This window comes from Pseudomonas fluorescens (assembly GCF_041354075.1).
GTDB lineage: Bacteria > Pseudomonadota > Gammaproteobacteria > Pseudomonadales > Pseudomonadaceae > Aquipseudomonas > Aquipseudomonas fluorescens_CE.
In genome coordinates this window covers 392,362-409,030 of record NZ_JARZGC010000003.1, presented here as the reverse complement: position 1 = coordinate 409,030, position 16,669 = coordinate 392,362, and the positions used below count along the sequence as shown (strand labels likewise).

Sequence of the window (16,669 nt, the reverse complement as noted above, 5' to 3'; positions counted from 1 at the left end):
CCGGCACCCTGTAGGAGCGAGCATGTCGAGGCGTCGAACCGTCGCGATGGTCGTTAACGATGACGAGGGATGTCAGGTTTCCCGCGTCGTCTAAGCGTCCATCGCGACGGTTCGACGCCTCGACATGCTCGCTCCTACAGGGTGCCGGTGTTCAAGCCGCCACCGCATGCAACCGATTCAACCGCTTGTTGAACTCCAGCCATGCCGCCAGCAACGCCATCAACCCCGCACCCACCAGCGCGGTGAAAATCTGCATGGCAAAGGCATCGTCGGTCATGGCATTGATCATGTCGGCCAGCGGCGCCAGCAACACGCCGAGGCAGAAGACCTCCAGGGAATACCGCCCCATGCGACAGGATTGTTGCGCCAGCCAGTGCTGTGTCCAGCCGGTGTCCGGCAGCAGCCTGGCGACCACATACGCCATCGCCAGGAAATGCAGGAGCCGCACGGGCGACAGGTCGGTCTTGCTGATCGGGTAGATCAGGTTGCTCAGCCAGGCCGGCATCACCGCATCGTGTATTTCCGGCCAACGCCAGGAGAGGGTGATCACGCCAGTGAAGACCACGTACAGCGCCGCACTGACAAATAACGGCTGGCGGGCCAGCGGACGGTTCTCGGGCAAACGCGCCTGCTGACCGTGGCTGGCCGCCGCGCCGCCGAGCACGAACAGCAACTGCCAGACCACCGGGTTGAAGTACCACACGCCATCCTTGATGGCCGCCAGGTTCCAGCCGAACCACGGCGCCAGCAGGTACACCGTCAACGACAGCGCGACGGCGATCCAGGCCCTGTGCACCAGCAGCGGCAGCGCCAGGGGCAAACCGGCCAGCAACACGATGTACAGCGGCAGCGGGTCCATGAGGTTGGGCTTGAAGCGCAGCAGCAGTTCATCCGTGAGGGCCTGCTGCGGGTTGGTGATGAAATGCTGCATGCCCATTTCTTCCACCAGATCCCGGGTTTCCACATGGCTGTTGGCGAAGAACACGATGCCCATCAGCATCGCCAGCAGGAAGATGTGCACCACGTAGAGCACCCAGGCGCGCCTGAGGATTTTCAGGCAGGCGAACAGGTAACCGTCGCGCTTGAGGATCTTGCCGTAGGCCAGGACGGCGGCATAACCGGCCAGGAACACGAATATTTCGGCGGCGTCGCTGAAACCGAAGTTGCGCGGGGTGATTTGACCCAGCGGATTATGCGGAACGTGATCCCAGAAAATGAAGATCAGCGCCAGGCCGCGGAAAAAGTCGATTCGGTGGTCGCGTTCAGACGTCATGACAGCGGGCTCGGGAACGGGTGTTGATGTGGAAATTGCACAGCGCCAGTGTCGCGCGCCGCACAGAGCGGCGCGCAGGGTGGCGTGATTCGCCGCTAAATGCAAAGTCGGGATATTACGGGATGTTGAAGCGCTGTTTAACCGCTGGTCCGAAAACGCCCTGGACCTGTGATTTCTGACAGTAGACAGGCCGGCCTGGAGCCGGGACTGTAGGCGGTGTTAAACAGGACTTTTCACTATGCGCCCGTTATGGAAAGGTTTTTCCAGCTATGCCGTGATCGGGGTCGCCAACACCCTCATCCACTGGCAGATGTTTTTCGTCCTGACCACGGCCGTCGAGCTCAGCCAGGCACTTGGCAATTTCCTCGCGTTCTGCGTCGCCGCCTCGTTTTCCTTCTATGTGAACGCCGTCTATACGTTCGACTCGCGGGTGTCCATGTGGCGCTACCTGCTCTTCGTCGGCTTCATGGGGTTGCTCAGCTACGGCTTGGGGTTCATTGCTGACACCCATGACATACGCCGTCTGGTGACGGTCGTGACGTTTTCGCTGCTGAGCTTGTTTCTCGGTTTTTTCTACGCCAGGTTCATCGTGTTTAGGGATCCTGAAGCTTGAACATCTCGTTGATCGTGCCGGTGTACAACGAAGAGTTGGCCATTCAGGGCTTTTATCAGGCTGTGCGCAATGAGCCGTCCCTGAGTGCCTACCGGATCGAAATCGTCTTCATCAACGATGGCAGCTCGGACAGCACGGCGGCTCTGGCACAGGCCATCGCACTGCACGATAGCGATGTGGTGTTGATCAATTTCTCGCGCAACTTCGGCAAGGAGCCCGCGTTGTTCGCTGGCCTGGAGTACGCCAGTGGCGACGCGATCATCCCCATGGACGTCGATCTGCAGGACCCGATAAACGTTATCCCCAGGTTGATCAGCGCATGGCAGGATGGCGCCGACGTCGTCCTGGCCAAACGTCTTCATCGCTCATCCGACAGTTTCCTCAAGCGTCATTTCGCGGCCTTGTTCTATCAATTGCTCAACCGGATGGCTTCGACCCGCATCGAGGAAAACGTCGGCGACTTTCGCTTGATGGACAGGAAAGTCGTGGAGGTCATCAAGGGCTTGCCCGAGCAGCAGTTGTTCATGAAAGGCGTGTTGTCGTGGGCAGGTTTCGACACACGCATCATCGAGTACGAGCGGGCTCCACGGGCTGTCGGGCGGAGCAAGTTCAGTGGCTGGAAACTGTGGAACCTGGCGCTGGAAGGCATCACGTCCTTCAGCACCGTGCCGCTGCGGGTCTGGTCCTACGTAGGCGGCGTCATTTCGCTGATGGCGCTGGGTTATGCGGTCTACATGGTGCTGGACAAGCTGCTGTTCGGCAACGATGTGCGGGGCTATCCGTCGCTGATGACCGCGATTCTGTTTCTGGGTGGGGTTCAACTGATCGGTATCGGCATCCTGGGCGAGTACATCGGGCGGATCTATATGGAGGCCAAGCATCGGCCGCGGTATGTGATCAAGGACATCGTGAGAAGTCAGAGCGCGCAGGCTGACCCTCTCCCGATGCAGAGAGTGAAATGACCGCGGCGCCACGCCTGATGGACCGCCTGGCCAGCAAGCAGCGCTGGCGCGGGTACCCGCTGGCACTTTTTGCGCTGGTGGCGCTGGCCTTCATCGTCAGGTTCCATGGCATTGCGATTCCCGTCATCTGGTTCGACGAAAGTTTCAGTCTGCTCCTGGCCGAACGATCCCCTGGGCAGATCTGGAACATTACAGCAGGCGATGTTCATCCACCCTTGTATTACGTGATGCTGCATTACTGGATGTGCCTGTCTGGCAGTGGTGCGGCGAGCGTGCGCATGCTCAGCGTGGTGCTGGACATCGGCACCTTGCTGCTGTGCATGCAACTGATGAGCCTGGTCGCCAGCCGCCGGGCCGCCTGTATCGCCGGCTTGCTGTTTGCGCTGCTGCCGATATCGATCCGTTACAGCCAGGAAGCGCGCATGTATACGCTGATCGGATTCTGGCTGATGGCGGCGACTGTCGTGCTGGTCTGCTGGGGGCGGCAACCGCACCTCAAGCGCTATCCGGTAATGTATGTGCTGCTGATGACGGCGGCGTTTTACACCCACTACTTTGCCGCGCTCTGCGTGTTGGTGCATTGGCTGTACTGGTCGGGGCTGGGCAGCGGCGCTTCCGTGTTACTGCCCGTGCGGCAATGGTTGACGGCCAACGTCGCGATCGTCGCGCTGTATTTGCCCTGGCTGCCGAACTTTTTTCGGCAGGTGTCGCACAGTCAGGGCATCGAGTGGATCGCGCCCTCGACATGGCAATTGCTGCCTGAATTCTTTGCGCGATCGGCCGTGATGATTTCGGTCACGAACCACGGGATGGGGTGGGCGCTTGGGGTTTCGGCGTTGATCCTCGCCTGCGCATGGGTGGCATTGCGTGACAGGCGACGGGAGCGTCGAGCGATGTGGCTGCTCATTCACTACGGGTTTTTGCCGGTCATTGTCCTGTTCGCGCTGTCCTGGGTCGTTCCCATTTTCGTATCCCGATACCTGCTCTTCTGCGTCGTGGGTTTGCCCATGGTCGTCGCCATTGCCCTGGATAAACTGGCGGAGCATCGCCCGCTCTGCGCTTTCCTCTGCCTGTGCCTGGCGGTCGCAGGCGAAACCTTTGGATTGCAGCGGGTGTACGCACAGCAGGATTCACTGGAGGGGACGTTCGTTCGTCACGTGGGCAGGGTCGACATCGTGGTAGAAGCGTTGAAGCGACAGGCCGACAGGAGCGATGAGGTCGTTGTCGACGGGTTCTTCTGGTATCTGCCGTTCAGTTATTACAATGACACCGGGATCCAGCCGAGGCTCTACACGACCGACCCGCCGATCAAGGGCCAGGGCCCCTGGTTGTTCATTCCTCAGGAGCGGATTCTTTCCAGCGACCTGTCATCCGTCACGTTTCATTCGGACAGAGTCTGGTGGGTGAACAATCGGCTCGATTTGCAAAGCGTCCCGCCATTCCCCGAGGGTTGGAAGTGGATGAGGACGTTGAGGGCCGGGCGCATCGGCGTGCATCTGTTCGTTCGGGAACACCGCGCTGAAAGCCCCCAGGCCTCCAGCGCCGTGCGGTGATGTCACGCCGCTGCCACTTCATTAGGCTCAAAACTGTCCGCCCGCGCCATCTGCCACATCCGCGAATAGAACTCGCCGTTGACCTCTCCAGTGAGCAATTCCCCCGGTTTCAAAAATACATGCAACTGCGAGAACAGCTTGATCTCGGTCGCTGACATGCGTCGCACCAGGTGCTTGGCCGACAGTTGCGACGGATGATCGAGGCCCGCAGCGGCGAGCATTTCGGCCAGGCCCTTGAGGGTGTTGCGGTGGAAGTTGTAGACGCGCTGGGCCTTGTCCGGCACCACCAGGGCGCGCTGGCGCAGGGTGTCCTGGGTGGCGACGCCGGTCGGGCATTTGTTGGTGTGGCAGCTTTGCGACTGGATGCAGCCGATGGCGAACATGAAGCCGCGCGCCGAGTTGGCCCAGTCGGCACCGATGGCCAGGACGCTGGCGATGTCGAACGCGCTGACGATCTTGCCGCTGGCGCCCAGCTTGATCTTGTCCCGCAGGTTCAGGCCCACCAGGGTGTTGTGCACGAACAGCAGGCCTTCGCGCATCGGCACGCCGATGTGGTCGGTGAACTCCACCGGCGCGGCACCGGTGCCGCCTTCCTTGCCATCGATGACGATGAAGTCCGGCAGGATGCCGGTTTCCAGCATCGCCTTGGCGATGCCCATGAATTCCCACGGGTGGCCCAGGCACAACTTGAAGCCTACCGGTTTGCCACCCGACAGTTCACGCAGTTGCTGGATGAACTGCATCAGTTCGATGGGCGTCGAAAACGCGCTGTGTCGCGACGGCGAGATGCAGTCTTCGCCCATCAGGATGCCACGGGTTTCGGCAATTTCCCGGGTGACCTTGTGTTTGGGCAGAATCCCGCCGTGGCCGGGTTTGGCGCCCTGGCTCATCTTGATTTCGATCATCCGCACCTGCGGTGTCTGCGCCTGGGCGGCGAAGCGTTCCGGGTCGAAACGCCCGTCTGCGGTGCGGCAGCCGAAATAGCCGCTGCCCAGTTCCCAGGTCAGGTCGCCGCCGTTTTCCCGGTGATAGGCACTGATGCTGCCTTCGCCGGTGTCGTGGGCGAAGTTGCCGAGCTTGGCGCCCTGGTTCAGCGCGCGGATGGCGTTGGCGCTGAGCGAACCGAAGCTCATGGCCGAGATGTTGAACACCGAGGCCGAATACGGCTGGGTGCACTGCGGGCCGCCCACCGTGACGCGGAAACTGTTGGGGTCGCTCAAGGGGGCCGGGCGCATCGAATGACCGATGAATTCGAAACCGGACTGATACACGTCGATCAGGGTGCCGAAGGGTTTGTCGGCGCTTTCATTCTTGGCCCGCGAGTAGACCAGCGAGCGCTGGGCGCGGGAGAAGGGCAGTGCGTCGCTGTCGGATTCGAGCAGGTACTGACGGATTTCCGGGCGAATACCCTCCACCAGGTAACGGATGTTGCCCAGGATCGGGTAGTTGCGGCGCACCGCGTGGGGGCTTTGCAGCAGATCGAACACGCCGATCAGGCTGAGCACCAGGGTGACGGCAGTGATCGGCCAGAGCCAGTCGTGCTCGAGGAAGGGCAGGCTGGCGAGGGTGAAGATCACGCACGCGGCAAAGAAGGCGTAGCGGCTCAGGAGTGACAGGCTCATACGGTTTCCCTGGTTCGGACTCGGTTCTTGCATTCACCGCCGCTCCCACAGAACGGCAGTTCGGCACTCATCAGGCATTTTGCGCCTGCAGAAAAATCGAAAACAGCTCGGACTGGGACTTGATCCCCAGCTTGCTGTACATGTGTTTCTTATGGACTTTCACGGTTTCTACGGAGATTTCCAGCTTGCGGGCGATTTCCTTGCTGGAGCAGCCGCTGAGCATCAGGCGCCCGACATCCAGCTCCCGGGCCGTCAGTTGTGCGCCCTTGAGTTGCTGCACCGACGCCTCCAGCTGCACACGCCAGTCACCCTGCACGGGTGCGGGCGCGAGCGCTACGACCTCGTTGATTTCGTACGGCAGGCGTTGGCGCAACAGGCCCAGCACCCAAGGCTGGATCAACGACAGCAGGGCAATCTGCTCGGCGCTGAAGCGCTGCTTGCTGCCCAGTGACAGGCACAGCGTGCGCTCGCCCTCAAGCTGGCAATTAAACTGGATTTCGTCGGCCACGACATTCACACGAAAGTATCGTTGATAGTACTCGGTGAGTTCGAAATGCTCCGGCGCCACTTCCGCCAGGCGATACAGTCCGGTTCGCGACTGCTCGCGGCAGGCGATGTAGAACGGGTCGAGCAGGTACAGGCCGCGCAGGTAATCCTGGAACAACTGATCGGGGCCGCCGTCCTCGCCCGGGCATTCGGCAAACACCTGTGGGTGCTGATCGGCGCTGAACAGCAACGCCACCCAGCTGTCGCAGGGGACGTATTGGTCGAGCAGGCGCACCAGTTGCGTCCAGAAATTGGGCTTGTCCAGGGCGTCGATCAGTTGCCCCACCGAACGGTGCCAGGCGATGTCGTCCAGCGCGAGTGTCATGGCTCTACCCCTATGGTGTTACCCCGGCTGCGTGATTCCCTGGCCGGTTGCTTGCTGCGCATACTGGCGCACAGACACCGACCGGGCAATCTTTCTGCTGCCCGGCCACCAGAACAAGGGATACCCATGAAGGTCGAACTCGCCCAATTGGCCGGCCGTGACAATGACACGGCCTACAACCTCAAGCGTGCACTGGCAGCGATTGCCGGCTGCGCGGCCGACACGCAATTGATCCTGTTTCCGGAAAGCCACCTGATGGGCTTTTCCAACGCCGACGCCGTGGCCGACGTCGCCGAACCGCTGGACGGCCCGACCGTCAGCGCGATCGTCGCGGCTGCCCGCGAGCGAAATGTCGCCGTGGTCATCGGCACCTCGGAGAACGACAACGGCCGCTTCTTCAACACCACCTTGCTGATCACCCCCGACGGCATTGCCCTGAAATACCGCAAGACCCACCTGTGGGCGTCGGATCGCGGCGTGTACGAGGCGGGTGACCGCTACGCCACCTGCCTGTGGAACGGCGTGCGGGTCGGGCTGCTGATCTGCTACGACATCGAGTTCCCGGAAACCGCCCGCGCGCTGGCGCAACTGGGCGCCGAACTGTTGATCGTCACCAACGGCAACATGGACCCCTACGGCCCCACGCACCGCACCGCGATCATGGCCCGCGCCCAGGAAAACCAGGCGTTTGCGGTGATGGTCAACCGGGTGGAAGAGGGTGACGGCGGGTTGCTGTTTGCCGGCGGCAGTGCGCTGGTCGACCCCTTGGGCACGTTGTTGTTCGAGGCCGGCCGCGAGGAAGGTCAGTTCGCGGTGGAACTGGACCTGAACCGACTGAAGGCGGCGCGCCAGGATTATCGCTACCTGGATGACCAGCGGCTGAAGCTGCCGGGGACAGTGGTTGAGCATGCTTGTGGGTTGCGGGAGTTGCTGATTCCCAACGGCTGATCCGCAGTTTTGTGCCGGTCGGGCCGACGCCATCGCGGGCAAGCCCGCTCCCACAGGGATCTGCGGTGGATGCCGGCGTCGTGAACGCCACACAACCTGTGGGAGCTGGCTTGCCAGCGAAGAGGCCCTGCCAGACAACACTTTTGCTGGAACCAAAGAACAATAAAGCAACACCCGAAAACCCTGCGCCGAACTCGGCTCTGCCATAAAACCAATAATTCCGGAGTAGTCGCTCATGGCTCGTTTGCAACGCACCCTTTCATTGGGGTCGGTGGTGCTGTTTGGCATCGCCTACATGACGCCGATCATCGTGCTCGGCACGTTCGGCATCCTCGCTCAATCCACCGAAGGCAGGGTGCCGGCGGCGTACCTGGCGGCACTGGTGGCGATGTTCTTCACTGCCATGAGCTATGGCCGCATGGCCTCGGCGTTCCCCGTGGCCGGCTCGGCCTACAGCTACGTGCGCAAGGCCATCAGCCCCAAGCTGGGGTTCATCGCCGGATGGGCGGTGCTGCTCGACTATCTGTTCCTGCCCATGGCGATCTGGCTGATCGGCGCGGCGTATCTGAATTCCGCGTTCCCGGCGGTGCCGCAATGGATCTGGGTGCTGGCGTTCATCGGCATCACCAGCGCGATCAACATCGTCGGCCTGAAGCTGGCCAATGGCATCAACGCCTTGCTGATGCTGGTGCAGTTCCTGGTGCTGATCGCCTTCGTCGCGTTGTGCGTGCATTACGTGGCAGGCGATGCGAGCACGCCGCTGTGGTCGTTGGAGCCGTTCTTCAATGGCGACATGCAACTGCCGTTGATCATGAGCGGCGCCGCCATCGCCTGTTACTCGTTCCTGGGGTTCGACGCGGTCAGTACCCTCACCGAAGAAACCCGCGACCCGCGCCGCACCATTCCGCGAGCGATCATGCTGATCACCCTGATCGGCGGGCTGATCTTCGTCGGCGTGTCGTACTTCGTGCAGATCGCGCACCCTTCGTTCCAGTTCGACAGCGTTGATTCGGCAGCGTATGAAATTGCCCGCAACATCGGCGGCGACCTGTTCGTCTCGATCTTCCTGATCGGCCTGATCGTCGGCCAGTTCGCTTCGGGCCTGTCGGCCCAGGCCAGTGGTTCGCGCCTGTTGTTCGCCATGGGCCGCGACGGAGTGTTGCCCAAGTCCTTTTTCGGCACCCTGCACGAACGCTTCGGCACACCGATCAACAGCATCCTGTTGTGCGCGGTCGTCGCCCTGCTGGCGTTGAAACTGGACGTCACCACCTCGACCTCGTTCATCAACTTCGGCGCGTTCCTGGCCTTCAGCCTGGTCAACCTGTCGGTGATCTTTCATTACTGGATCGGCGGCGAGCAGAAGGGGCTGCGCGAGTTCGTGCTGTTCCTGTTGTTTCCCTTCATCGGCCTGGCGGCAGACTTGTGGCTGATGGTCAGCCTCGACCATCTCGCGATCTACCTGGGCCTGAGCTGGCTGGCGATCGGCGTGGTGTACCTGGCGGTGCTGACCGGTGGATTCCGCCGCCAGCCGCCGGAGATGGATTTTCAGGAAGCGACGTAATCGCAAACCTCCACCCCCGGTAGGAGCAGCTCCCTCGGGGGTGTTTTTTTCGGGGTGACGGCGCGAGGGCACTCATGTGATCCTTGCGCTTTTCCCTGAGGTCAACGCCGCGCCATGAGTCTTTCGCCCCGTATCATCCGCATCGCCGCCGCTTTGCTGATCGGCCCTGACGGCCGTACCCTCCTGGTGCGCAAGCGCGGCACCGAGGCCTTCATGCAACCGGGCGGCAAGATCGAGGCCCATGAGCAACCGGTTCAGGCCCTGGCCCGCGAGCTGGAGGAAGAGCTGGGCTTGATCATCGATCCGGCGCGCGCCACTTACCTGGGGCCGTTCTCGGCACCGGCGGCCAACGAGCCGGGGTTCGTCGTGCAGGCCGAGCTGTTTCAACTGACGACCGATGCGCCGGTCACCCCGGCGGCGGAGATCGAAGAGGTGCGCTGGATCGACCCGGCCACTGACGGCGACATCAGCCTGGCGCCATTGACGCGCGACCTGATCCTGCCGTTTTATCGGGATTCGCTGACGGCTAATGCCTGATCCGCTTCAGGCCTGCCTTTGCAGAAGCAACGGCGGGACTATCGCTAGCAAGCTCGCTTCTACAGGAGGGTGGGTCACTTGACGGCGCTGACCCCATCCAGGGTCGAGAACGAAGTGTCCTTGGCGGTCAGCAGGAAATCGCGCATGTACGGCGCATCCAGCATGTCGGTACGAACCCCCGCGTACAAGGTCGCGAACAATCCCTTCTCACCCAGGCGCTTGGCCTTGACGTAACCCCGCGAGCTGTATTCGTGCAGCGCCCAGTGGGGCATGCCGCACACCCCACGGCCGCTGGCCACCAATTGCATCATCATCACCGACAGTTCCGAGGTGCGGACCTGCGCCGGTTCGATGTCGGCCGGCTCCAGGAAACGGGTGAAGATGTCCAGCCGATCACGCTCGACCGGGTAGGTGATCAGGGTTTCCGTGAGCAGGTCTTCGGGCACGATGTACGACTTGTTCGCCAGGCGATGCTGGTTGGCGACCGCCAGCATCGCTTCGTAGGTGAACAGGGGTACATAGGTGATGCCGGCGATGTCCAGCGGGTCGGAGGTCACCACCAGGTCCAGGTCGCCACGGGCCAGGGCGGGCAGGGGGGCGAAGGCGAAACCCGACGCCAGGTCCAGCTCCACTTCCGGCCAGGCGTCGCGGAACTGGTCGATGGTCGGCATCAGCCATTGAAAGCAGCTGTGGCATTCGATTGCCATGTGCAAGCGCCCGGCGGTGCCGCCGGCCAGCCGCGCGATGTCGCGCTCGGCGCCCCGCAGCAATGGCAGGGTGGCCTCGGCCAGTTGCAGCAGGCGCAAACCGGCGCTGGTGAACCGCACCGGTTTGGTCTTGCGCACGAACAACGGCATCCCCAGCCGCTCCTCGAGCTCCTTGAACTGGTGGGACAGCGCCGACTGCGTCAGGTGCAGGCGCTCGGCCGCTTCCACCAGGCTGTCGGCTTCGCGCAGGGCGTGCAGGGTTTTCAGATGACGGATCTCAAGCACCGGGGGCTCCATGAACAAAACTTGATGACAGCGCACAAAGGTTGAGTTTGTCTCATGTTGTGTGGACTGTCGATAACCTGTTCGCCTGGCCTGTGAGAGAGCCCCCCGGTTTTCCCTTACAGCTTTTCAAAGTGCGGCAGTACCGCCGATTTTTTGCCGATGTCGGCATAGGGCAGGTCGGCATTGTCCGCATGGGTCAGGAAACGATGCTCCGGCAGCTTCAAATGGGCTTTCTCGAAAGCACCCAGAGCCGCCGAGGCCTTGGCATAGTGGAAGTGGGCGTACCACAGCACTTTCGCCGGCGTCTGTGTCAGGTCCCAGATTTCGTATTCCTGCATGAAGTCGCTGCGGCCATCCCGGCGTTTGCCCAGGTTGGCGATGGGGCGAGTCTTGCGGATCTCCACGGCCTTCTGATCGATCAGGTCGGCGAGCATGCCATCGGTCGGCTGGCGTGTCTGCAGCGACTGGCGGGTTCTCATCGCACGCCCGGTGGCCGTCAACTCCGTGGCCTTGCCCCGCAACTGGACAATGATCGGGTTTTGCGGCGCAAGCGTCTCGATGCTCCGCGCGCGCTGGCTCAGCTCATTCGCTTCGCTGAGCATCATGTGCTCCAGATCGACCGGCAGCATGTTCTGTGACGCGTAGGCCTGCACCCGTGTCAGGTAGGTCTCTTGTGAATCCAGGCGCTGACGCGCTTCCGCCACTAACGACTCAAGGTTGCGTTCAACGGCAGCGGCCGCTCGGGTTCGCGGGTTCAACAAGCGGGATTTGCCGTTGGCGGCGAGCTCCCAGATTTCGTTGTATCCACCTTGACCGGTCACGGTGTACTGCGGTCTTCCGCTGGTGGAGGTCGTGCGCTCCACGCCAATCAGCAGTTGGTCGTCTTCGGTCACGAACACTTTTTTTGTGCGCACTCCGGGTGCAGCGGCCGGTGGTGCAAGGTCGAGGGCCTTGCGCGCGCGTTCGGTCATTTTATCGATACAGTCGAGCAGGGTCGGCACGGCGTCCAGATGAAAGTGCTGCGGGTAGCTGGCCGTCCACGCCTGCAGATCGCGACGGAATCGACTGTACTGGTCGATGCAGTCCTGCAGAATCTGGTTGCGCTGCGCCCAGGTGGCCGTCACCTCCGGCAGACTGAACTGAGTGAAAAAGGCCCGGTCGACCTGGTCTCGCTTGACCATCGCCTGGTTTTGCAACAGGAGCCACGACACTTCGCTCGTCGCGTCGTAGCGCGTCACGGTTTCCAGCAAGTGACCGGTTCTGAGGTAAAGAAGGGTGGTGTCATTCAGGCGCCCGCTCAGCTCGGTGACTTCCCGGGTCATGTGGGCTTTATCGGCACTGATGGTAATGCGCTGGTACCAATGGTTGAGGTCCCGCCGACGGGCCTCGATCGTGTCGAATGCCTGGAGAATCTCCAGACGCAACTTCCTGATGTCCTCCAGCAGCCGCATGCGGTCGGCGAAGGCCTCGGCAGGGATGGTGTCCAGTTTCGCCGTCAGGGCATCCATACGGTCGATCACGGGATCGGCCCGATGACTGGCGAAGATCAGCCGTAGTTTGTATCGGTCGGTCATCAACAGCGCATCGTTGCTCTGGAATTCCAGGAGTGCGCGTCGCTTGTTGCCGTGGGTGAGCGGCAGCAGGTCCGCCAGTGTCTGATAGTGCCGGCCGACCATTTCGATGTCGGCGCTGCAGGCTGTTTCGGCGGCTTGCATCAGCGCCCCGAGACGCTCCGGGGGAGCGCTCCTGTAAGCGGCCAGCGCGGTGTCGGTCAGCTTGACCCGGTCATTGATTCGAACGGCGAGTTCGTCGGCCGCTTCGGTCAAGGCATGGTGACGACGAAACGCCTGGTCCGCCCACCAGCGCGGCAGGCGTTGGCGAATGGCGTCCGGCCAGATCGGGTCCAGCGCGTTGGCCACGTGCCCAAGCACGTTGCCGCCGCCGAGACCGCCGCCGTCGAACGTCGTGCCGTACACACCGAACCAGGTGTCCCATTGGCCCGCTTCATCCAGAGCAATCGGTTGTTTGTAGGTTTTGCGGCTGTTGCCGAACAACCGCCACTGGCGCAGATCCTTGCTCAACTGCACCTGGAATACCCGACCCTGACGGACAATGAAGTCACCGTCAGCGTGCCTGTAGACATTGCGGTAAAGGCCATGGGTGGCCGGTTGCAGCCCGACCAGCGCGATGGGGTGCTCGTATTCGTAGCCGGCGAAACGTGCCACGACCTGTCGGGCCTTGCGCATGGACGGTGGCTGCAATGCACCGGCACTGGCCGTCAGGGCACGCAACTGACGCGTGCGGGTCAACTGGCGCGCTTCAGTGGCGAGTGAGGACGTGGCCGCCTCGCCGGGCAGCAGGTCCATGGCGGCGTCGATCAGGCACAGCAGCACGGTCTGCAGTTCCGCCAGGCCATCGCCGACGTTGCCGCGAAGAAATGCCGCGACGGCCTGATTCGCCGCGTTCCAGGCATCGTAGAGCGCAATCGCGGTGCCGACGAAGGGCACCACCCCGAGGGCCATCTTGATGTAGTTGAAGGCGCGCGGACCTTCCAGCGCGTAACGCTCAAGGGACAGCGCGGCATTGGAGCGTGAAGTGTCGCGATGGGCGATGATCAGGCGACCCATATGGGCGTCGAGCAGATGCGCGGCCAAAGAGGTGGAGGCTGGCCACGGCGCGCCGATTTCGATCATGCCGTCGAAGTATCGGCGCACGGCTTCGTTGAGGCGACTTTCATGGGCCCTGGCATCGCCGCCCAAGGCCCGGCCGGCCAGGTAGCGGATCATCCTGTCCTGCTGGCACATATTGAACAGCGCCTTGCGCGCCGCCTCGCGGGAGTCGTAGCGGTGCAGGAAACGGCCGTCGGGGCCGTCGGGCAGGTACAGCAGGGTCACGCCGCTGATCTGTTCTTCGATGAAGGTCACGCCCGACAAGGTGCTCGGGCCTTCGCCGGACGTGTCCTTGCCCCCTGCGCTCAGCCGTGCCGGCAGCAGGACGATGCGTTTGCCGTGGGCGCGCCACCCCGCCGGGGTATTGGCATCGATGGCCATGTTCAGGATCTGCAATTCGTCGCTGTCGATCTGTTTCTGCAGCCGCGCGCATTCACCCTGCAACTTGAGCATCAGGCGCCAGGGCTCGATCAGGGGCTCGCGACGGTGCTCCCGGACGAATACCGGCTCGCTGGGCGCGCCCTTGAACGCGTCGAGAATCTGTTGCTCGTAGGCTTTGGGCAGGTCCAGTTCCGGCAGGATCTTGCGCAGGTAGGTCGGCGTGATGCCATTGAGCAGGCGAATGCGCTCCTTGTCGTTGTCGGCGGTGATTTCCCGGTGCATCAGGACCAGGCGCTGCGACAGGGGGTCCTGTTGCACCGACAGGGCGCTGTCGATGTTCAGTTGGGCCAACGCTTCGAGTGACATCCTGCTGCGTGTGGCGCTGGCCACCATGACCGTGGTCCGCACCGGGCCGGTGGGGCCTGCGGAGTAACGGGTTTCCCAGGTGACCGCATCGGGGATGTCCAGTTGCACATCGAACGCGCCCTTGACCGAGAAGTCCTGGCGCAATCGGGCTTGCAGGTGTTTGCGGGTGAACTCGCTGCGCGGTTCCAGGGCGAGGGTCAGCAACTCGTGGCTGCGCTTCATCGCCTTCAGGTACGCCTCGATCAAGGCCTTGAGTGCGCCGCGATCGGCCACCGGCAGCCGCTGCAGCCAGTCGGGCAGGTGGTCGGCCAGGGCGGCGCTGCGGTCCTGCTCCAGCCGGTGGGCAAAGGCCAGGTTTCTGGCGGCATGCACTGGAACCTGCAAGGTCGCCAGAGCCAGGACGCGCAGGGTTTCCAGTTGTTCGGCACGTTGCGGCGCGTCGTCGGCAATGGCGTTGGCGCGCTTTTCGAAGTCGTTGGTCAGTTGCTTCAGGCCATGTTCGAGCGCGTCGCCAGTGATGGCTTGCCATTGCAGGGTCGTGCCCTTGGCCGCAGCCGTCATCTTGAAGAGCACACGTTCCAGCTCGCGACGGTTGGCGAAGCGTTGCAGTCCGCCGCCATTGCCCGGCCAATAGATCAGCACGCTGTGGGGTGAGTCGGCGTCGGCGAGCGCATCGGCCGCGCTCACGACAAAGACGCCGTCCAGTGCCTGGGGCACGACGCGAGGGGTGTCACCGATCTGTTCGGGTGCCGACAGGCTCAGGCTGGCGGCCACCGGGGCCGTGTCGGTGCGTTCGAGCACGGACATCAGCAGGTGGTGCTCATCGTCACTGAGTTGCCCGAGCAAGCGTTGCACGGCGGCCTCGGCCTTCAGACCCGCCCTGTGAGCGCTGTGAAGGGCTGTGAATTCAGGCTCGGAACTCGCGGCACGTGGCCGGTGGAGCAAGGAGACGGCGGCCTTGTCGGCGTCCTGCTCGGCCTTCTCCAGGGCGTTGAGCCAGTCCTTGAGCGGTTGCAGGCCGGTGCCATTGCCGACCTGCACGATCAGGCGGTCGAGCGCATCACGTTGCCGGTTCAGCGCCGCTTGGCGCGAAGACCAGGGGATGTCGGCATACAAGCTGCCGAACAGCGGTTGTTCGCTGCTTCGGTCCTCATGCTGCGTGACATCGAGCCTGGGCGGTGACGCGATGACGGGGCTGTTGCCACGTTGTCGATCCACCTCGTCGGCCTGGAGCAGGGATTGCGCCCCCTGTTCTGCCAGGTTCGTTTTGCCTCGGGTGCCATTGCGCAGCGCGCTGATCTGAGCCTGCTGATGACCGGCGAACAGGTCGCTGGCGCCGGTCGGCAGGGGGGCACTTTTCGCACTGTACTCAATACTCAGGTTGTCGTTGGGCAGGCCCTGCGGGACGAGTCCCTGCCGGGTCAGCCAATCCTCCAGGTCGCTGCGCTTGCCGAAGGCCTGGATGGCCACCGGATGGCTGGGCAGGTACAGCCAATGCTCGCCATCGACCGTCGGACCACGGCTGATGGCCCATGCGCCGGTGAGTTTGAGGCGGCTTTGATTACTGAGCACCAGCGCCAGTTGTTCGGTGCGCAGGGGCGGAGCATTCGGTGGCGTCGTCTCGACCTCGGGGTCCATGATCGACAGCAGCGGCCCGAGCTGTTGCGCCGTCAGGGCCTTGCGGGCGAAGGCCAGATGAACGGCGGCCTCGAAGTGATTGCGGTACAGCTCAATGGCGCGGGTCTGTCGCGACACCGCCGTGCCGGGAGCGCGGGCGCTCCAGAAGTCGCGCCAGCGCCGGTTGTGTGCCTGCTCCGGGTTGAGCGTCTTCAGTCGCTCGAGCATTTGCCGGGGCGTCAGTGACGACAGCGAATGGCTGCGAGGCAGGCCGGTGATTCGCCAGTGCGGGTCCAGCGCGCTGTCCAGCTGCGGGTGCTGAAAGGCAAAGGCGCAGGCGTGCGTCAGCGAAATGAAGCGTTCGGGCTGGGCGCCGGTGGCAGGGAGCAGGAGCCCGGCGTGCACGCCGTCCAGATCGAGCTGTTGCCTGAGCAAACCGTCGACCGTGTCGCGGATGGACGGCACGCCGGCGAACAGCTCGCGCAAACCCTCGCAGCACGCGCGCCAGCGCGCCAGGGCGCTCAGCATCAGGCTTTCATCGTGGTGGCCGGGCAGGCTTGAGAAGGGCGGCATGACCAAAGGTGCGGGGGCAGGGAGGTCGGGCAGGCGTCTATCGGTCATGGGGGCATGGCTCGGTGTGGGGGCGGGAAGTCCGTCCCGTGAGCGAGCCATTTAAGAAAAATGCCGGGTGGTGTTGGCACTAC

At 62.9% G+C, this 16,669-nt stretch carries 11 protein-coding genes; 6 read left to right on the top strand and 5 right to left on the bottom strand.

Annotated features, from left to right (window positions below; all coding sequences use genetic code 11):
- Positions 1-151: 151 nt before the first annotated feature.
- The gene (locus QIW53_RS06045) at positions 152-1,273 is read right to left on the bottom strand and encodes an OpgC family protein (protein ID WP_371048725.1); all 1,122 of its coding nucleotides are present in this window, start codon (positions 1,271-1,273) and stop codon (positions 152-154) included.
- A gap of 238 nt (positions 1,274-1,511) precedes the next feature.
- Between QIW53_RS06045 and QIW53_RS06040 the strand changes: the two genes are divergently transcribed.
- The 3 genes from QIW53_RS06040 to QIW53_RS06030 are packed head-to-tail and all read left to right on the top strand — an operon-like array spanning position 1,512 to position 4,401.
- A complete protein-coding gene (locus QIW53_RS06040; RefSeq protein WP_371048724.1) occupies positions 1,512-1,886 on the top strand; it encodes a GtrA family protein in 375 nt (124 codons plus the stop codon).
- Positions 1,883-2,848, top strand: a complete 966-nt coding sequence (locus QIW53_RS06035) for a glycosyltransferase family 2 protein (protein WP_371048722.1) — start codon at positions 1,883-1,885, stop codon at positions 2,846-2,848. The genes QIW53_RS06040 and QIW53_RS06035 overlap by 4 nt, the downstream gene beginning before the upstream one ends.
- Positions 2,849-2,865: 17 nt before the next feature.
- Positions 2,866-4,401, top strand: a complete 1,536-nt coding sequence (locus QIW53_RS06030; RefSeq protein ID WP_371048721.1) for a glycosyltransferase family 39 protein — start codon at positions 2,866-2,868, stop codon at positions 4,399-4,401.
- 2 nt (positions 4,402-4,403) lie between these two features.
- Here QIW53_RS06030 and QIW53_RS06025 read toward each other — a convergent pair whose 3' ends face one another.
- Together QIW53_RS06025 and QIW53_RS06020 are read right to left on the bottom strand one after the other, a co-directional pair.
- On the bottom strand, positions 4,404-6,023 hold the full coding sequence (locus QIW53_RS06025; RefSeq protein ID WP_371048720.1) for an FMN-binding glutamate synthase family protein: 1,620 nt from the start codon (positions 6,021-6,023) through the stop codon (positions 4,404-4,406).
- A gap of 70 nt (positions 6,024-6,093) precedes the next feature.
- Positions 6,094-6,894 (bottom strand): helix-turn-helix transcriptional regulator, encoded by an 801-nt coding sequence (locus QIW53_RS06020; RefSeq protein WP_371048719.1) that lies wholly within the window; start codon positions 6,892-6,894, stop codon positions 6,094-6,096.
- Between the two features lie 126 nt (positions 6,895-7,020).
- Between QIW53_RS06020 and QIW53_RS06015 the strand changes: the two genes are divergently transcribed.
- From QIW53_RS06015 to QIW53_RS06005, 3 genes are all read left to right on the top strand, one after another.
- On the top strand, positions 7,021-7,842 hold the full coding sequence (locus QIW53_RS06015) for a carbon-nitrogen hydrolase family protein (RefSeq protein WP_371048718.1): 822 nt from the start codon (positions 7,021-7,023) through the stop codon (positions 7,840-7,842).
- A 235-nt stretch (positions 7,843-8,077) separates the two neighbouring features.
- Positions 8,078-9,403, top strand: coding sequence for an APC family permease (locus QIW53_RS06010; protein WP_371048717.1), 1,326 nt, complete (start codon positions 8,078-8,080; stop codon positions 9,401-9,403).
- A gap of 114 nt (positions 9,404-9,517) precedes the next feature.
- Positions 9,518-9,940 (top strand): NUDIX hydrolase, encoded by a 423-nt coding sequence (locus QIW53_RS06005; protein ID WP_371048716.1) that lies wholly within the window; start codon positions 9,518-9,520, stop codon positions 9,938-9,940.
- 74 nt (positions 9,941-10,014) lie between these two features.
- Here QIW53_RS06005 and metR read toward each other — a convergent pair whose 3' ends face one another.
- A complete protein-coding gene (gene metR, locus QIW53_RS06000) occupies positions 10,015-10,932 on the bottom strand; it encodes a transcriptional regulator MetR (protein WP_371048715.1) in 918 nt (305 codons plus the stop codon).
- Positions 10,933-11,048: 116 nt separating this feature from the next.
- A complete protein-coding gene (locus QIW53_RS05995) occupies positions 11,049-16,586 on the bottom strand; it encodes a dermonecrotic toxin domain-containing protein (protein ID WP_371048714.1) in 5,538 nt (1,845 codons plus the stop codon).
- Between the last annotated feature and the right edge of the window lie 83 nt (positions 16,587-16,669).